This window comes from Vibrio ruber DSM 16370, from assembly GCF_900163965.1.
Classification (GTDB): domain Bacteria; phylum Pseudomonadota; class Gammaproteobacteria; order Enterobacterales; family Vibrionaceae; genus Vibrio; species Vibrio ruber.
In genome coordinates, this window is the sequence record NZ_FULE01000046.1 from 66,435 (window position 1) to 86,170 (window position 19,736).

The 19,736-nt window shown below is 46.1% G+C and carries 3 protein-coding genes; all 3 read left to right on the forward strand.

Going from position 1 to position 19,736, the window contains the following annotated elements:
- Positions 1-9: 9 nt before the first annotated feature.
- The 3 genes from VR7878_RS16190 to VR7878_RS16200 are packed head-to-tail and all read left to right on the forward strand — an operon-like array spanning position 10 to position 19,732.
- Positions 10-5,382, forward strand: a complete 5,373-nt coding sequence (locus tag VR7878_RS16190; protein ID WP_077337082.1) for a type I polyketide synthase — start codon at positions 10-12, stop codon at positions 5,380-5,382.
- 18 nt (positions 5,383-5,400) lie between these two features.
- Complete coding sequence (locus VR7878_RS16195; RefSeq protein ID WP_159440486.1) at positions 5,401-11,961, forward strand: type I polyketide synthase; 6,561 nt, start codon at positions 5,401-5,403, stop codon at positions 11,959-11,961.
- A 25-nt stretch (positions 11,962-11,986) separates the two neighbouring features.
- Positions 11,987-19,732 (forward strand): type I polyketide synthase, encoded by a 7,746-nt coding sequence (locus VR7878_RS16200; protein ID WP_077337084.1) that lies wholly within the window; start codon positions 11,987-11,989, stop codon positions 19,730-19,732.
- Positions 19,733-19,736: the final 4 nt, after the last annotated feature.

The following is a 19,736-nucleotide window of genomic DNA, read 5'->3' on the forward strand; positions in this document are numbered from 1 at the left end:
ATTTATATCATGGGCAACATCAATGATGCAGAGAAACAAAAGACAGTTATGGCTAGGGCTTTGCGTCAAATAAAGACACTATCAGCAGAAGTGGAAGCATTGAAAGAGCCGATTGCTGTTGTCGGCTTAGGATGTCGTTTCCCTGGTGCTGATGATATTACTCAATTCTGGGATTTGCTCCGCTCTGGCGTAGATATGACGACAGACATGCCGGAAACGCGGTTTGATTTATCCCGCGACTATCATCCGGATCCGGATGTTAAAGGAAAAATGTCAGTTTGCCGGGGAAGTTTTTTCTCTGCGATTGATCAGTTTGATCCGTATTTTTTTGGTATATCTCCAAGGGAAGCACAATCGATGGACCCACAGCAGAGATTGTTGCTGGAAGTCTGTTGGGAAGCTCTGGAGAATACAGGACTGTTGCATGAGAGAAATCTCCCGTCTGCAACTGGTGTTTTTGTCGGTGTCAGTACAGGTGACTATGCTTCACCGTCGTTAATGCTTAATGATTACAAGCAGATTGATGCTTACTCGCTCACCGGGAATGCTGCAAATGCTACTGTCGGTCGTCTCTCTTATGTTTTTGGTTTTATCGGGCCGAATATAGCAGTAGATACCGCATGTTCTTCATCACTGGTTGCTATTCACCAAGCCTGTCAGAGTCTTCGATCCGGAGAATGTGAGCAGGCGATTGCCGGAGGAATTAATCTGATTATTTCCCCTGCTAATACAATTGCGTTGTCCCAGAATAAAGTGTTGTCCCCTGACGGACGGTGTAAAACGTTTGATGCTTCAGCCGATGGCATGGCCAGAGGAGAAGGATGTGGCCTGATTGTGTTAAAGCGGTTAAGCAGTGCGCTGCAAGATGGCAATCCTATCTGGGGGATTATCCGGGGATCAGCGATTAATCAGGATGGGCCAACAAGTGGTTTTACCGTACCTAACGGGCGCTCTCAACAATCATTACTTCAGACAGCATTAGAAAAGGCACAGGTTGAGCCTGATGAGATCGATTATATCGAGGCTCACGGGACAGGAACACCATTGGGAGATCCGATAGAGATTAGTGCGATTCAGGCTGTATTCGGTCAGACAAGACAAAATGTACAGCCGTTAAAAGTGGGTTCTGTAAAAACGAATATTGCCCATACAGAGGCTGCGGCTGGTGTTGCTGGCATCATTAAAGTTTTGTTGTCGATGCACCATGAGAATATTCCGGCGCATTTACATTTTCACCAACCAAATCCTGAAATTGCTTGGGATTCCAGAGTTATTGATGTTGCAGTGAAGCAGACAGTCTGGCAACGGGGGAGCCGAAAGCGTTTGGCTGGGGTTAGTTCCTTTGGTTTTAGTGGTGTGAATGCACATGTGATTCTTGAAGAAGCGCCATTGTCATCACTTTGTATTAAACCGACACATGATATCAAACCGGATGGCGGTCAAAATCATGTGCTTTGCCTGTCTGCTAAAACTTCAGATTCATTACATCATCAGATACGGCGATATATCAGTTACTTACGTGACCAGCCGGAGATGTCTCTTGCCGACATCTGTTATTCGTTAAATACAGGTCGGTTACATTTTGAAAACAGATTATCCGTAGTTGGCCATTCGGTGAACGAAATAGTTTCGCAGTTACAACATATTGTTGAAAACTTTTCGCCGGATAAATTTCGCCCGGCTAATGTGCCTGAACTGGTGATGTTTTTTCCTGAGACAGGTCATTATCGGCCAGATGTTGTGAAGCGTATGTACCATGATTATGCTGTTTTTCGGCAATGTATTGATTACTGCTCCAAATTGCTTATCCCACATCTGAACTACCCTTTATACGACATTCTCTGGTCCGAGACGGCTACAGGTGATTTTGTCGGTACTCTTTTACACGGGCAGGTTATAGGCTTTGTCCTTGGTTATGCAACAGCAATATTATGGGAGAGCTGGGGAATACCGATCCATACAGTCACTGGTGTTGGTAGTGGAGCTTATGCTGCTGCCTGTGTAGCCGGTATTTTGATGCCAGAAGATATCATTGCTTTGATCGTTGCTCAGGATAAGGGACGAAAGGCCTTCACTCAGGCTGTAGAACAAGCGGTTTACCATATGCCGAGTCGTGACTATCTTTCTCTGGCAAGTGGAGAAAACATTGCTCAGCATATGGCGTCGGCAACCGGTTGGCTGGAACAGTTTGATATGGCTAGTGATATGGATCAGCGATCACTACAGATTCGGCTTGAGTCCTCTGGTTATGATGCCTGTCTGATAGTCTCAACTCCGCCTTTCTCTTTTTCATCAGTAATGACATGTGTTTCTGCTTTTCCCGATATGCAGGATGACCACGCCAGATGCGTATTGCTTTCCTCGTTGTATCAGGCTGGTGTCATACTGCGCTGGAACGATATCTATCCGTCGGAAGGTTATCATCGCCTCCATTGGCTGCCTACCTATGCTTTTCAGCGGCAGACCTATTGGAAAAATCTGCCGAAATTATCAGTACGAGGTGATGGTGAAGTACATCCTCTTCTGGGACGAAAAGTCTTGTTGCCGCCAGTTTCATCGTTCATTTGCTTGTTTGAAAACTGGCTTTCGGTTCATTCAGTTACTTATCTAGCTGATCATTCGCTGGATGGCCGGGTCATTGTTCCTGCTGCTGCTCTGCTTGAAATGGGAATGATTGCAGGAAAGGCAGGGCTTAACCAAGATTCTATTGAATTAGAGAATATTGAATTTCAGCAGCCGCTGTATCTTGCTGATGATGGTTGCCTTGTGCAGACAACCTTGTCTGAATCCAAAGATGATTGTTGCTATACGTTTGGCATCTACAGTCGAAATGATGCGGCAGATGAACAATCGTGGCTTTGCCATGTTCAGGGGAAAGTTGTTCTCGTTAGCGAGAAAGATACACCGTCCAATCACGTTTTAAGTTCACTACAGGATTCTTGTCAGCAGGTGCTGGATGTCGATGTTTACAATATTACTTCTGGTGTCTGTTTAGGTGAGAGTTTCCAATGTCAGCGACAGCTCTGGGGCGGTCTGGAGCAGGTTCTTGCAAAAATCGAGTTGCCAGTATCGGTTGAAATGTCCAGAGGAGATGTTCTGCATCCTGTTCTTTTAGATGGTGCTTTTCAACTACTGGCTGCTTTTTTGGACAAGAATGAAAGAGATAAATCAGCACATTTACCTGTTGGCGTAAAACGTTTTCGTGTGTTGTCTCACCCGACAGCAACTTTGTGGGGACATGCCCGTCTGATTCGTGCTCGGCAGAATTCAATTGAGTTAGATTTGTGCCTGTTTTCCGAATCCGGAGAGATAGTTGCCTGTATTGATGGTTTTCAGGTTGTATCACGCAATCCATCTCATACGGCTGCTCAGATTCAGCATCTTCTTTATCGTGAAGACTTGCAGCATATCGAATTATCTACTGATGTCTCGCCAAACCTTCCTGAACCGGGGAACACATGGCTGATTTTTGCAGATCAGGATGGACAAGGGGCAGCCATGGCTGTGGATCTGGAAGATTTGCAGCAACGAGTGTTGCTGGTCTATAAAGAACGGCTTCCGGAAAAGCGGGGTGATAACAATACTCCAGCAGTGGTATATACAGATGCCGACGCTCTTGAAGCCTTATGTCAGGAATACTTAGGCGGTGTTCCAAAACAGGTGGGTTACTTATGGGGGCTTGATATATCAGCGAACGAGGAAGATGTTGCTGACAAAGTCTTCCACACTTGTCGATTATGGATGGAAACAGTACAGGCGTTGAGTCGTTTTGACTTTGTTCTTCCGCCTCGGATATGGCTGATTACCCGGCAGGTTCAGGAGCTTTGTCATGAAGAATCAGCTTCTTTGACTTGTCAGAATTTAGCTCAGGCTCCTTTGTGGAATCTGGGACAGGTTATGGCTTGTGAATTTTCTCAATGGCGTTTTCGGTTTGTTGATATCGATTCGGTGTCAGTGATGTCAGGCCGGGAGTCTCCGTTTCTCCATACGCTGCTGGCTCAGGATGAAGAAGCTCATTTGATGCTCAGGGGAGAGCAAACTTATGCCCGAAGGATTGCGCCATATCAGCCAGAATGGGGAGATGGACATACTTCCGCCTCTATTGATCCTGAAGGTTTGTATGTAGTAACCGGTGGCTTGGGTGGATTAGGGTTTGCTGTCACCGAGTGGCTTGTCAGCCAAGGTGCAAAACATTTGCTGTTACTCGGTAGGAACAGAGCAGGAACTGAAAAAGAGAAACGTATCTCCGAGCTGAGTCATCAGGGAATTGATATTCAGGTAGAGTGCGCCGATGTCAGCCACTACCAGGATATGGATAGAATTTTTTCCGAGCATGGTTCCAGATACCCGATCAAAGGTGTTATCCATACTGCCGGGGTTTTGGACGATGGTATGATCAAAAATTATCTGCCTGAGCGATTGTCTGGTGTTTTAGCACCGAAAGTTGCCGGTGCCTGGAATCTACATCGTTTAACGCAATCATTACCTCTTGATTTATTTGTTTTATTTTCTTCAGCATCCAGTTATTTACCTGGAAATGGTCAAGGCGCATATGCCGCTGCCAATGGCTTTTTAGACACATTGGCATCGTATCGTCGTATGCATCATTTACCTGCACAGAGTATTAACTGGGGACCATGGCAGGACGTAGGTATGGCCTCTGCTTTGAATACCGCTGAACAGGAACGCCTGAAATCAATCGGAATGAAATTTATTTCCGTCAGACAGGGTTGTGAAATTATGCAGGCATTAATTCATGGTCAGTTAAAAGGTGTGCCGTCACAGGTTATGGCACTTGATATCCACTGGCCGCATTACGCCTCGCACTGCAAATTTCCTGCATTACTAAAAGCATTACCTGCCATGAGGGTTCAACGACTAGAGAAAGAAGAACAATCTCATCCGCTAACAAATAGCTCGACTTTGTCAAAGTTCCAAACCAGAACTACAACGTCTCCCTTGTTATCTGTATTAGAGCAGACCCCCGCAGATAATCGACACCGCGTACTAGCAACACATCTGGTTGATATGGTTGCTCAAGTCATGGGAATTGAGCAGGTTGAGATGATCGATATTGATAAGCAACTGTTTGATATCGGTATGGATTCGCTGATGGCAGTTGAGTTTAAAAATATGCTTCAAAATCAACTTGCGTACTCATTTCATTCCACGTTGATTTTTGATTTTCCGACAATTAAGCGACTTGCCGGGTACATAGTGGATGAATGCCTGTCATTTGGCCTGTCAGATGTTACTGACATAGATGAGGTTACCGAAGAAGAAAGTCAGATCGATACAGAGTCAGTTAGTACCCTTGGCATGCTTGAATCCATGACGGATGAAGAAGTTGCCGAATTAATGATGAGTCAGTTTGAAAGTTAATGGATGCATAAGAGAAAAATGACTAATACAGCCTTAGAAGAGCAAAGTTCCCAGCAATTATCTCCAATTAAGCGTGCTTTTCTTGAAATGGAAAAAATGCGCAAGGAGATCGCTTCACTGAAAAAGCAGACAAGTGAGCCGATTGCCGTTGTAGGTATGAGTTGCCGATTTCCCGGGGGTGTCAACAGTCCGGAATCATACTGGCAACTACTGTGTCATGGGATTGATGCTATTGAAGAGATTCCAGCAAGCCGATGGGATATTGAACAATATTACCATGCAGATCCCGAAGCATCCGGGAAAATGTATTGTCGCCATGGCGGTTTTTTAGCTGACATCGATCAATTCGATGCGGATTTTTTCGGAATCACACCTCGTGAGGCTGCAAATATGGACCCTCAGCAGCGTCTAATGTTGGAAGTCGGCTGGGAAGCATTAGAGCGCGCTTGTATTAGTCCTGATCAGTTAGTACAAACTTCAACGGGTGTGTTCATCGGTGTTAGTGGTTCCGATTATGTCAAGATTCACGGTGGAGAAGCCAATGCTTACATGGGGGTTGGTACATCTCTGAGTTCAACGGCAAGTCGGATATCTTATTTGTTGAATCTGAACGGTCCTGCTGTTGCAGTCGATACTGCATGTGCATCTTCATTGACTGCGGTGCATTTAGCCTGCCAGAGCCTGCACGCTGGTGAAAGCCATGTGGCTTTGGCTGGGGGAGTTTGTTTACTGCTCGATCCACATATGAATGTTGTGACTTCTAAAGCCAAAATGCTTTCAAAAGATGGTCGCTGTAAAGCATTTGATGCCTCGGCAAATGGTTATGTCAGAAGTGAAGGCTGTGGCATGGTTGTCTTGAAACGATTGTCACAAGCACAGAGTGATGGAGATACGATTCTTGCCCTTATCAAAGGCAGTGCGGTGAATCAGAACGGGACCAGCGGCGGGCTGACAGTACCCAGTGCCTACGCACAGGAGCAAGTCATCCGGAATGCTTTGAAACAGGCGGGGTGTTCTCCGAAGATGATCGACTATGTTGAGGCCCATGGAACAGGCACATCATTAGGAGACCCAATTGAGATCCGGGCATTGGAAGCTGTTTTTAATCAGGATCGCACGGCTCCGCTATGGGTGGGTTCTGTAAAAACGAACATCGGTCATACTGAGTCTGCTTCGGGGATTGCCGGATTAATCAAGACGATACTAGCAATGCAACATCGGCAATTACCACCTCATTTGCATTTGGATCATCCTTCCCCCCACATTCCCTGGGATAAATTGAATATTCGTATTCCTGTCCGGTTGAGTGAATGGGAGGCTGTGCAGAAAAGCCGAATGGCCGGGATCAGCTCTTTCGGTTTCACCGGAACAAATGCTCATGTGATTCTTGAAGAAGCACCAGTGCCTGCAACTGAGTCAAATCAGGAGCCAATGTCACCTTATGTTTTGACATGGTCTGCCAAAACGAAAGAAGGGCTTAGGGATGTTGCATCACAATTGTCTGCATGTCTGAGTCATACTCAGGAAGATCAACTATCATCTCTGTGTTATAGCGCGAATATTGGAAAGAAACATTTCAAATACCGTCAGGGGATTACTGCGACTTCAAAAGTTGAGTTGCAGTCTCAGTTACAGGAAATGGTTCATTCTGATAGTGAGAAGGTAACTACTACCGAAAGCAATATTGTGTTCTTATTTACCGGACAGGGTTCTCAATATGTCGGAATGGGGCAGACACTGTACCGGAGAAATAAACAATTCAAACAGTATCTGGATGAAATTGAAGATTTATTTATAGAACAGGTGGGTGTTTCCTTATTTAGTTTGCTCTGGGGAGAGTTTTCATCCAAATTGAGTCAGACTCAGTATACGCAACCTGCTCTTTTTGCTTTGGAATATGTACTTGGTCGATTATGGTTTGCATGGGGTCTCGAACCGATAGCCATGATGGGCCACAGTGTTGGTGAATATGCAGCAGCTTGTCACGCCGGTGTGTTCAGTTTTGAAGATGGATTAAAACTGATCGCAGCTCGGGGACGTCTGATGCAGCAGTTATCAGCAAAAGGCGAAATGTATGCAGTGATGGCTGATGCAAATATTGTGGAGACATTACTTGTGCCATTCGCCGGTCAAGTATCTGTCGCTGCATACAATGGACCGAAGCAAACGGTCATTTCAGGGGATCAAACTGCGTTACAATCGATCATTGAACAACTGGATAAGCAACAAATCAGATATTCTCAGTTAGATGTTTCCCATGCTTTCCATTCTCCATTAATGCAGCCAATGCTGGCAGAATTTGCAGTAGTGGCTGCAAGTATTCATTACGGGATCCCCAAGCGGACTTTGATATCTAATGTTTCTGGCCAAATAGCCCAGAATGATATTAGCACTGCGGATTATTGGGTTCGGCATATTCAGGCTCCGGTGAATTTTCTTCAAAGTGTCCGGGTGGCAGAGCAATCCGGAGGCAATATATTTCTGGAAATCGGTCCGCGTCCGACCTTGGTTTCATTAGGAAAGCAATGTATTGAGGATGAATCAGTCTTATGGCTGGGTAGTCTTCAGCCAGGCCGCCAAGAACCTGAACATCTGGCTGAATCTTTAGTCCACATATACCGGTGCGGAAGCCATATTTCCTGGGCTTCGTATTATCAGGGTTCTCGTTGGGAGAAAATGTTGTTACCGGTTTATCCGTTTGAACGTCAGCGGCATTGGTATTCTGAATCTGCATCCGGAAAGACAGCATTGCGTAACCCTGTTGCTCATTCAGAGATTTCTTTGCTAGGTTCTCCGGTTTCGATAGCAACCCTTTATGATGAATGGTGTTATGAGAAAACACTTTCATCTGCATCGTTGGGGTATCTGGCTGACCATAATGTCCATGATCAGATTATTTTTCCTGCTGCAGGATATTTGGCAATGATATCGGCGGCGATGAAGCAATTGCCGGGGGGGGCTGAAGACACCATCATCAACTTCAAAATAGAACAGCCGCTAGTGCTTCCGAAAACAGGCACTATCTCTGTTCAGACATCCCTGAAAAAGCAAGATGATGTCTATATCGGTCGTCTGTTCAGCACCGATGATTCCGGAGCTCAGTCGCAATGGTTACAACATGTAGAATGCCAGATAACATCAGTACATGATACGGTTCGGAATGATGGTCTCGCACAGTTGCACCGTTGGCAGCAATCCTGCCAACAGAGGATTTTCTCTGATCATTTTTATCAGCGTGCGGCCCGTCAGGGGGTGGAATATGGCCCTGCATTTCAGGCAATCGATGAACTTTGGGTTGGTGATCAGTCAGCACTTAGCCATATAAAACTTCCGGAACTGCTGGAAAATGATCTGGATTTTCATCCGGTGTTGCTTGATGCCTGTTTTCAGTCTTTAGGTGGGTTGTTACAGCATCAGGACGCCATCTACTTACCGACAGGCATTGAGCAAGTTTCATTTTACCACTCCAGTGAGCGAGAGTTGTGGTGTCACGTCTGCATTCAGTCACCTGTTCAGACTGACGGAACATCGCTTTATGCCGATTTAGACCTTGTGAATGCTGAAGGTCAGTGGGTCGCTCAATTCAAAGGACTGGTGCTTCGGCAGGTTTCCGGTTCGTCGAAACGAAGCATGACCTGGCAGCAAGCAGAACAGTTGCTTTACCAAGTGCAGTGGCAACAGGCAGACGTGGGTGAAACTCGCTCTGTTGCGGGCCAGTCTTGGATCATTGTCGGTAATGAATCTCAACCTGCCGAACAGGTTGCCAGATTGCTGCGGATGCAGGGATGTGACTGTGCTGTCTGCGATGCGACCGGAGTGGAGTCAATGCTTACTTCTCTTCAGGTTCCTTTCTGTCATGGTGTGATTGTTCTGAGTGAATTTCCTGTCACGGTATATTCGTCTGAGGTAGTGGATGATGGGTTGATTGAATCTTTGAGCGAAATGCCGACACAGATATTGTCTCTGGTGGAAGTTCTGTCCCGACGATTGCAGGATAAACCGCCACAGCTCATGTTGGTTACACATGGTGCCTGTGCTGTACCGAATGATCATCACACATATTCGGTCAGACAAAGCACATTGAATGGTTTGATTCAGGCTATCGATGCTGAGCATCCTGAATTGGCATGTTTGCATCTTGATTTAGACAGGGTTATGCCATCAGAAGACAATGATTTCCTGCCCATCGTTTCTGAGATAACTGCCAACGATGCTGAAATACAGGTTGCTTATCGTGGGAAACAGCGATTTGTCAGTCGTTTTCAACCCTTTGTGCATGATGTTAAAACCAAGACTCAGGATTTCAAAATTCAGTTGTCAGAATATGGTGTGTTTGACAATCTGCATCCGGTAACTATTCAGAAAAGAGAACCCCGGCAGGGAGAAGTTCAGGTTCAGGTTAGGGCCAGTGGCCTCAATTTTAAAGATGTTTTATATACGTTGGGGATGCTTGAAGAACATGCGGTAGAGCTTGGCATTCAGTCGGCAGAGCAACTACCTCTCGGATATGAGTGTGCTGGGGTTGTAACCGCTGTTGGTGAAGGTGTTGATCAGATTCGGGTAGGGACGTCTGTTATTGTATTTGCCGCCGGAACTTTTGCCAGCACAGTCACGGTTAATCAGGACTGTGTTGTCCCTATGCCGAAGACACTGGATTTTGTTCAGGCGTCAGTGTTGCCAACTGTTTTTATGACCGCATGTTATGCACTGAATCATCTGGTTTGTCTGCAGCCGGGAGAACGTATTTTAATTCATGCGGCTGCCGGTGGGGTTGGTCAGGCTGCGGTACAGATTGCTTTGTCACGAGGTGCGGAGGTCTTTGCAACAGCAAGTCAGCCGAAATGGGCTCACTTAGAAAGTCAGGGTATCTGTCATGTGATGGATTCTCGCAGCCATGAGTTCCGTCAGCAGATTCTGACACTAACGGACGGGCAAGGTGTAGATGTTGTTTTGAACTGCCTCAATGGGGATTTTATTCAGAATTCATTTGATGTGCTGGCATCGAAAGGCCGATTTGTCGATATTGGTAAGATAGGTGTGTGGAGTGAGGCGCAGGCTTATCAGTATCGGCCCGACGCTCAGTATTTTTCTTTTGATTTAGGACAGTCAATGGCAGTCACACCGGGGCTGCAGACTCAACTGTTATCGGAAATGGTTGATGGCTACCAGCAGAATTTGTATCAACCACTCCCGGTTCAGTCTTTCCCTGTGGAATCGGTTAAACAGGCATTCCGGCTTTTATCTCAGGGTAAAAATATTGGTAAAGTTGCTCTGTGTATGCCACCCAGAGAAATGGAGAGCAGACCTGAATCGATTGATCCCCTGGCTACATATATAATCACAGGTGGTTTAGGTGATCTTGGACTTGCCAGTGCAGCTCTGCTTGTTGACATGGGAGCTAAACATTTAGCTCTTCTTGGGCGTTCTGCACCTAGTGAGATGGTTTGTCAGGTTCTTGAAAGTTGGTGCTCCCGAGGTGTGAATGTTTCTTCATGGCAAGTTGATATTGCTGAAGAAACAGAACTTGCCTCTGCATTGAACAGTATTCGGGATACGATGCCATTAATAAAAGGAGTCATTCACACTGCAGGTGTATTACATGATGGTGTGATAGAGCAACAGACACGTAATACGATTGAGGAAGTCATAAGGCCTAAAGCAGTTGGTGCATGGTTATTACATCAATGGTGCCGACATGCCGATATCACTCTGGATTTTTTTATCAGTTATTCTTCTCTGGCATCGGTTGTGGGAGCAAAAGGTCAATCGAACTATGCAGCCGCTAACGCATTTCTTGATGGACTGGCACATTATCAAAGACAACTGGGCATTGCCGGATACAGTATCAACTGGCCTCTATGGCAAGATATGGGGATGGGAGCCAGACTTTCGTCTCAGGAGCAGCAGAGGCTTGTAAGGGCCGGATTAACCCCCTTGTCATCCACTGATGGTTTACAGATGTTGCAATTAATTCTGCAGTCACCATCACTTCCGGCTCGGCTTTGTGTGGCACAGATAGATTGGCCGACATGGCTGTCTTCTGTATCTGAACGGATGAAACACACATTTTATCGCCATTTCTATGAACGCTATCAGGAGCGCTGTGAAGCTGAGCATGATCTGCTGGCAGAAATTCGAGATGCTCACTTCAGTGATCAGCCTGTACTGATGTTGGAGTCAGTACTTCATGAAATCAAGAAAACTCTTGGCTTTGCCCATCATCAGACAATGGATGCGGACGCTCGTCTGACCGATACCGGTGTTGATTCATTAATGGCTGTCGAACTTAAAAATCAATTACAAAAACGTTTTTCCTGTCGCTTAGGTAGTACGTTGATTTTCGACTATCCAACTCCCCGGGCGATCGCACAGCATCTGTCAGAAATGTTGTTACCTCATCCGGAGACGGTGGAGGATGAACATGTTTCTGAAACATCACCAGCCCTCGTTACCGAATCTGCATCTGCAGAATTGGAGATAGCAGATAAGTTAGGAAATTTTGCAGAAGATCAATTGGATGAATGGCTCAATGATAAGTTGACTTTTGTCGATGGTTTAACGAATAGCGACTCAATCTAGAACAAGAACAAAATGGAATGATGTAATGAGAGATAATAGTCAGAATGATCGTCAGCGGTTACTCAAGGCTCTGACTGCGCTTGAAAAAATGGAAGGTAAATTAAAATCGTTGACGACAGCGCAAAATGAACCGATCGCAATTGTTGCTGTGGATTGCTGTTTTCCCGGTTCGGTCAATGATCCCGATGCTTACTGGCAAATGTTGCTTAGCGGAGAAGATGCTATTGACGATATTCCCGAAGGGCGTTGGTCGGCAGAAATATTAGAATCATTGTCTCAGGATGTTTCCATGATTCGTCAGGGGGGATTTATCGAACAGATAGAGCAATTTGATGCCGCATTTTTTGGGATTAGCCCCCGTGAAGCGATCGATATGGATCCGCGTCAGCGATTACTACTTGAGACGACCTGGTCAGCTTTGGAACGGGGGAATCTGTCACCGGAACGGCTCATGGGGTCAAATACGGGTGTCTTTATCGGTTACAGCGGTGCTGAATATATTAATGAACAAAATCGTATTGCCCCTGAACGAGTGAACGGTTATATGGGAACAGGCTCGGCACCAAGTGTTGCCGCGGGGCGGATTTCTTATATTTTAGGTTTAAAAGGACCGAGTAGTGTTGTTGATACAGCCTGTTCTTCCTCACTGGTTGCAGTTCACATGGCATGTGAAAGTTTACGCCGAGATGAGTGCAAACAGGCGATTGTCGGAGCGGCTAATCTGATTGTATCGCCACAGACCAGTATTATGTTTGCACGTTCGGGGATGCTCTCTGAAGATAGTCGGTGTAAACCATTTGATGACAGCGCTAATGGTTATGTCCGAGGCGAAGGTTGCGCAGTCATTATATTAAAAAGGCTGTCAAAAGCTATTGCTGATGGGAATGAGATTCTTGCTGTAATTAAAGGATCGGCAGTGAATCATGACGGTACAAGTTCTGGTCTGACTGTGCCGAATGTCCATGCTCAGGAGGAAGTCATTCGTCAGGCTTTGAAAAATGCCGGTATGACTCCGGATGATATTGATTATATTGAAGCGCATGGGACCGGAACACCACTAGGTGATCCCATTGAGGTTGGAGCGCTGACCTCGGTTTTTCATCAGCCTGAAGTCCGAAATCGTCCGTTATGGATAGGTTCGGTCAAGAGTAATATCGGTCATTTGGAAGTCTGTGCTGGGATGGCGAGTCTGATCAAAGTTGTTCTGGCGCTGAAAAATCGCCGGATACCAGCTCACTTGCATTTCCATCGCCCCAATACGCATATTGATTGGGAAGATACATCGGTTCAGGTGGTACGAGAAGAAATGGCCTGGCCTGAATCCGGTACAAACCTGCCATGTGCGGGTGTCAGTGCTTTCGGTTTTAGTGGTACTAATGTTCATATGGTGATTTCAAGTGCTCCGGATTATGAATCTCCCCTGAGTGTGAAGGAAAAGCCGCCAAGAGAACAGATTCTGACGCTGTCCGCAAAAAGTGGTCAGGCACTGAGTGATTTAGTTCAGCGTTATATTGACTTTTTAAAACCCTCAAATTCTGGCCGGGAATATCCACTAGAGCATATTTGCTATTCTGCGAATGTCGGACGGACACATTTCCGACACCGACTGGCACTACATGGTCATACTCATGACAGTCTGTATCGTCAGTTACAGGATTTTCAGAAAGCGTCTCTGGCGCAGAAAACTGCTCCATTTTCCGGGAACAAGGATATTGTATTGCTATTCACCGGACAGGGCTCTCAATATATTGGAATGGGGAAAGAACTGTATGACACCATTCCATATTTTCGTCAAGTCGTTGACCAGTGTGATGCAATTCTACAGCCAATTCTGGGATGTTCAATTTTGCCGATGCTATGGGATGAATCTCAGTCAGCACGTATCCATCAGACGCAATACACACAGCCAGCATTATTTGTACTTGAATATGCATTGACTAAATTGTGGCAGTCGTGGGGAATCCAGCCATCGGCAGTTGTCGGGCATAGTGTTGGTGAATATGCTGCGGCTTGTATTGCCGGTGTATTTAGTTTGAATGATGCATTATTGCTTATTGCAATGCGTGGAAAACTGATGTCCGAACTCCCGGGTGAAGGTGCTATGGTTGCAGTGATGGCTCCGGCGTCTGATCTGGTGGACATTATCCATCCTTTTGCCGAATCATTGTCGATTGCTGCCTGTAATACTCCGACTCAGACAGTGCTGTCCGGCAGCGAAGATGCGATGCAGCAAGTGCTTGATATATTAAAGCAACAAGATATCTCGGCTTATTCATTGGAAGTATCGCATGCTTTTCACTCCCCTCTAATGCAACCAATGCTGGATGAATTCCGGATCGTTGCCGAACGTGTGACTTACCACCGACCAACGATCAAGATTATTTCTAATGTCACGGGACATTTGGCAGATGAGCGATTGATGTCACCCGAATACTGGGTTGAGCATGTGACTGCCCCGGTTCGTTTTATGGAGAGCATCACCAATCTTCAGACTCAGTTACGTGGTGAGATTCGTTATCTGGAAGTCGGACCTAAGCCAGTATTACTAAAGATGGTGCAGCAGTGTTTTAAACAGCAACAGCTCTATGTGTTGGCGAGCATTCAGCCAGAGATACCTGATACCGAGTCAATGATGGCAACTTTGGGGCAACTCTATACCGATGGTGCAAGCGTGCTGTGGCAAAATTTTTATCAGAATTTTGCATTGCAGTTTTGCTCGTTACCGACTTATGCATTTCAACGTCAACGTTTTTGGTTTGATAGTTTTACTCAGTCAGAGCGCCCCCACAAAGAATACACATATTCTTCTGTCGCGACTCATTCCGGAGCTCATCCGCTATCGGGCAAACTGCTTCAGTCTCCTGTGCCTATTTTTGCTCTGGAGTTGTCTCGCATGAAAGATGCATTCTGGGATGACCACCGTGTTTATGATCAGGTTGTCATTCCAGGGGCTGCATTTCTAGAGACAGGATTTGCTGTTGCGAAAGCGCAATTTCCGGACAAAGTGTTCGTTCTGGAAGATATGAACATCCGAGCAATGCTAAGCTTTTCTGCACAGGATGCAGACCCTCTGCATTTGCAAACTGTGCTTCAGCCAGAGCAGAAAAGGACGCGATTTAGTATATACAGTCGTCAACAGGACGCATCGGAATGCGCTTGGACAGAACATGCGAGCGGTTTCTTCCAAGTAACTGAACCATCGGTAGAGTCATCCGAATTCCCTGAATGGATTGAGAATGCATCCGTGGTTGATGGAAAGACGTTGTACCATGTTCAGGACTCTGGCGTATTTTATGGCCCGGCATTTCAAAGTGTGTCATCACTTTATTTTAGTCGTACAGGGAGTGCAGCTGCCTGGCTGGAGGTTGCTGATGCGATAGATACAAGTGCATGGATATTTCACCCAACACTTCTAGATGGATGCTTTCAGACTGTCGGTGCGCTGATGAAACAGCAGAACATGCTTGATGGCCTATACATTCCGGTCAAAATTGGGCGGTTTTATATGCATCAGCCGGTGGGAGACAGTGTCTGGTGTGTCGTTGAGCAGGTAACCGACAACAGAGAGATTAAAGTTGCTGATTTAGTCTTTTATGACGCGGAAAAACGGCAGGTAGGTTATCTTGAAAGTCTCCAGTTACACTGGGTTGAGACACTGCATTTGCAAGAACAGTCGGAAATATCTGCCTCCGGTGATTTTTCGGATGACTGGCTGTATTCGATTTTTTGGCAGCAGAAACACCTGTATACACAGCAAGGCCAAATTGGATTATCTGTAGCGTTAAAGGATGTCGATTTTCAACGATGCATATTGAGTGAGTCGAGTCATGATTTGGGACTCATCAGTCAAGTTTTTGACCAGCTAAGTCTTGTCTATGTCAAACAGGCATTTGAAGTACTCGGGTGGTCATGGAAAGTTGGCGATGTCTTTTCTACGGGGCAACTTGCTACTGATTTTGCTGTTCATCCGAATCATATCCGTCTGTTGAATCGGATGCTTGAAATTCTATCTGAAGCAGAACTACTTGAATTAGATGGGGAAAAGTGGCGGGTTTGCCAGACTTTCGAGCCGTTGGATCTCGAAAGTGACATTGCAGATACGACAGATATGCTATTGGCACACTTTCCGGAAACAGTCAGTGCACTACGTTTGTTAAAACGTTGCGGAGAGAAACTGGCTGATGTCATTACGGATCGAACCGATCCTATCCAATTGTTGTTCCCGGGGGGGGATCTGTCAGATACGACCGCGGTTTATGAAAATATGCCGGAAGCACAGTTGATGAACCGGCAGATGCAATTATGTTTGCAGTCGTTGATTAAAAGTCGGCCGGCATACCGGGGGCTTCGTATTCTGGAAATCGGTGGTGGAACAGGTGGAACGACTTCTTCACTATTGGGAATGTTGGCTGATGTTGCCTGTGAATATACATTTACTGATATATCTCCATCATTTACTGCAAAGGCGAAAGTTCGTTTTAGTGATTATGATTTTGTGAAATATCAGGTTCTGGATATCGAATCTTTTCCACAAAGTCAGGGTTTTCAGCTTGGTGATTACGACATCATTATTGCAGCTAACGTTCTGCATGCAACACAGAACATGACCCGAACGATGACCCATGTGAAATCACTTCTGGCTCCCGGTGGTGTTTGCCTGATTCTGGAAGGTACGATTCGGCAGCGGTGGTTAGATCTGACATTTGGTATGACAACCGGGTGGTGGAGTTTTCAGGATGATGCACTTCGTCCTGATTATCCGTTAATGTCTTCCTCTCAGTGGCAATTGCTGTCAGAAGCGGTATCTCTGGAATCGTTTACTCTTGTTCAGCCAAAAGCTAAAACGTCACAGGCAGTTATCTTGGCTCAATCCCCAGCTGTCAGTGAATATAGTGATCACTACCTGTTTTTAGCCGAAGACTATTGCGCCCCGAGTTGTCATGAAGTGATGAATCATTACGGACTGAATTGTACGGTAGTTGTCCGAGGCGATGCATATTGCAAAATCGATGCGTACAACTACATGATTCGGGAAGATGAAGCAACAGATTACATCCGTCTGTTGCAGGACATCAACCATGAACAGGGCACGCAGACACAGATTCTATATGCATGGGAATCTGGTATTTCTCAGGATCTTGCTGAAAACCATCCTCTTGCTGCCGTCAGTCAGCAAAACTGTCGGAGTCTGTTGTACCTGACTCAGGCAATAACATCAGTCCAACTGCCTGCTTCTCTGACGTTTGCGACTCAAGGAGCACAGCCTGTTGCTGGTTTCGATTGTCCGAATGTTGCACAGTCAAGCTTATGGGGTATGGCGAAAGTTATTGCCATGGAACATCCTGAACTTCATTGTCGCCGGATTGATTTAGATCCTCAGGGTGATCATCATTCTAATCTTCTGTACCTGATTGATGAGTTGCTCAATGATTGTGGTGATGAGCAGGTTGCATTGAGAGACGGAAATCGTTATGTCGCTCGGATGGCGCATTACTATCATGAGAAGAAATTAGTTGCTGACGGGGACAACTGCCAGTTAAGGATTTCTGAGCCCGGTAATTTGTCTACAATGCAGTACGCTGTCTCTCACCGAAGAAAACCAACTGCCGGAGAAGTTGAAATTGAGGTGAAGGCTTCCGGACTGAACTTTATGGATGTTTTAGATGCATTGGGTCTGTATCCGGATCCCCGGCCCGGAGGATTAGGAGGAGAGTGCGCCGGTGTCGTCGTTTCAGTCGGAGAAAATGTTGAAGGCATTCAGGTTGGCGATAAGGTGATGGCTATGGCTCCGGGAGCTTTCGGGCGTTTTGTTTATACAAATGCCCATCTAGTGATGCCGATCCCCACTGCGATGACCTTTGAAGCTGCGGCAACAGTTCCGGTTGCTTTTTTAACGGCCATTTACGCGTTACGCCATGTCGCACAAATTCAACCGGGTCAACGGGTTTTGATCCATGCTGCTGCCGGTGGGGTAGGAATGGCTGCAATTCAGGTTGTTCAGGCCTGTGGTGGTGAAGTGTTTGCCACAGCGAGCCCGGAAAAATGGCCAGTGTTGGAATCACTAGGTGTTCGGCATGTGATGAACTCCCGGACTCTGGATTTCGCCGAGCAAATTATGCAAGAAACACAAGGTCTCGGTGTGGACGTTGTTCTTAATAGCCTGACCGGTGATTTCATCCCTAAAAGCTTGAACATTCTGGCTCATGAAGGTGTGTTTGTTGAAATCGGTAAACGGGATCGTGAACTGTGGGGAGAAGAGCAGATTCATCAAATACGTCCGGATGCACATTTCAGCCTGATTGATTTGATGGCGACTACTGGCTCACAGCCACAAATATTTGCTCCTTTGGCTCAGATGTTATCTGAAGGGTTAGAGCAAGGCGATTATCAGCCACTACCTTCAAAGATCTTTCCGGCAGACAAAGCTGTACAGGCTTTTCGTTTTATGCAGCAAGCGAGACATACTGGAAAAATTGTGTTGGATATGCAGATGTCGTCTGCCATACAGGAACGTAAATCCGGGCAAGCTTTTCTCTCTGTGGAGCGGAGCTATCTGATCACCGGCGGTTTAAAAGGGCTCGGTCTCTTGATTGCTCAGTGGTTGGTTGAATGTGGTGTCCGGCATATTGCTTTAATTGGCCGCTCAGCTCCTGACGATTCTGCTTTATCAACAATTCGTGCACTTCGCGACAGCGGGGCTGACGTTCAAATTTATCAAGTTGATGTGACATCGTATGATGAAATGGCAACACTCTTTCAGCAAATTGATCACGTAATGCCACCGCTTGCCGGTGTCATACATGCAGCCGGCGTTTTGCAAGATGGTGTGTTATCCAAGCAGAGTTGGGCACAATTTTCTAAGGTATTGTCACCAAAAGTGGATGGAGCCTGGCTTCTACATCATTTCACACAGCATATGGATCTCGATATGTTTACGCTGTTCTCATCAGCAACTGCATTGATTGGTAATGCCGGACAGAGTAATCATGCCGCTGCGAACAGTTTTCTTGATGCACTGGCAGGCTATCGTCACTCGCTTGGGCTCCCGGGATTAAGTATAAACTGGGGAGCTTGGTCTGATGTGGGGTCAGCCGCGTCACATTCACTCCTTGAACGTATTCAAATGAAAGGACTGGGTGTCATTACTCCACAACAAGGACTGCGTGCATTTGAATTCTTATGTTTGCCTCAGGTAGCTCATCAGGTTGGAGTCATGCCTGCCCATTGGGATGTGCTTCGTCAGGAATTAAAAAGTAAAGGAAGATGGTCAGATTTCCTGGAAGCTTTTGATGTGACTGATAACAGTACTGTTCCGATGATGCAGGAGCACTCGGCTCCAAAACACAATATCCGTGAGCAGCTTACTCAAAGCGCGCAGCAATCACACTTTGCTCAGATGTCCCGTTATCTCGAAGGTGTGGTTAAAACGATTTTGCAGTTGGATCAACATGATTCTGTAACGAGCGATCGTCCTTTACAGGAACTGGGAATGGATTCTTTGATGGCCGTAGAGCTACGCAATGTCATCGGTACCGGTACAGGGCTGAGATTAGCGTCAACCCTGTTGTTTACTTATCCAACGATTGAACAGCTCAGCCATTATCTTCTGTCAGAGTTATTTCCGGTGGAATCAGAGGAAGCGATTTCAGTTCCCGAATCATACTCAGATACTCCGGCTTCTTTATCGGACATTGATTCAATTACGCAGATTTCAGAACAGGAACTCGAACAAATGCTGGGGGGATTCTATCAGCCCCAAGAGGAAGTATGAGCCT

Coding starts and splice junctions, on each gene's coding strand:
- VR7878_RS16190 (WP_077337082.1), top strand. CDS start 10: ATGGGCAACATCAATGATGCAGAGAAACAAAAGACAGTTATGGCTAGG.
- VR7878_RS16195 (WP_159440486.1), top strand. CDS start 5,401: ATGACTAATACAGCCTTAGAAGAGCAAAGTTCCCAGCAATTATCTCCA.
- VR7878_RS16200 (WP_077337084.1), top strand. CDS start 11,987: ATGAGAGATAATAGTCAGAATGATCGTCAGCGGTTACTCAAGGCTCTG.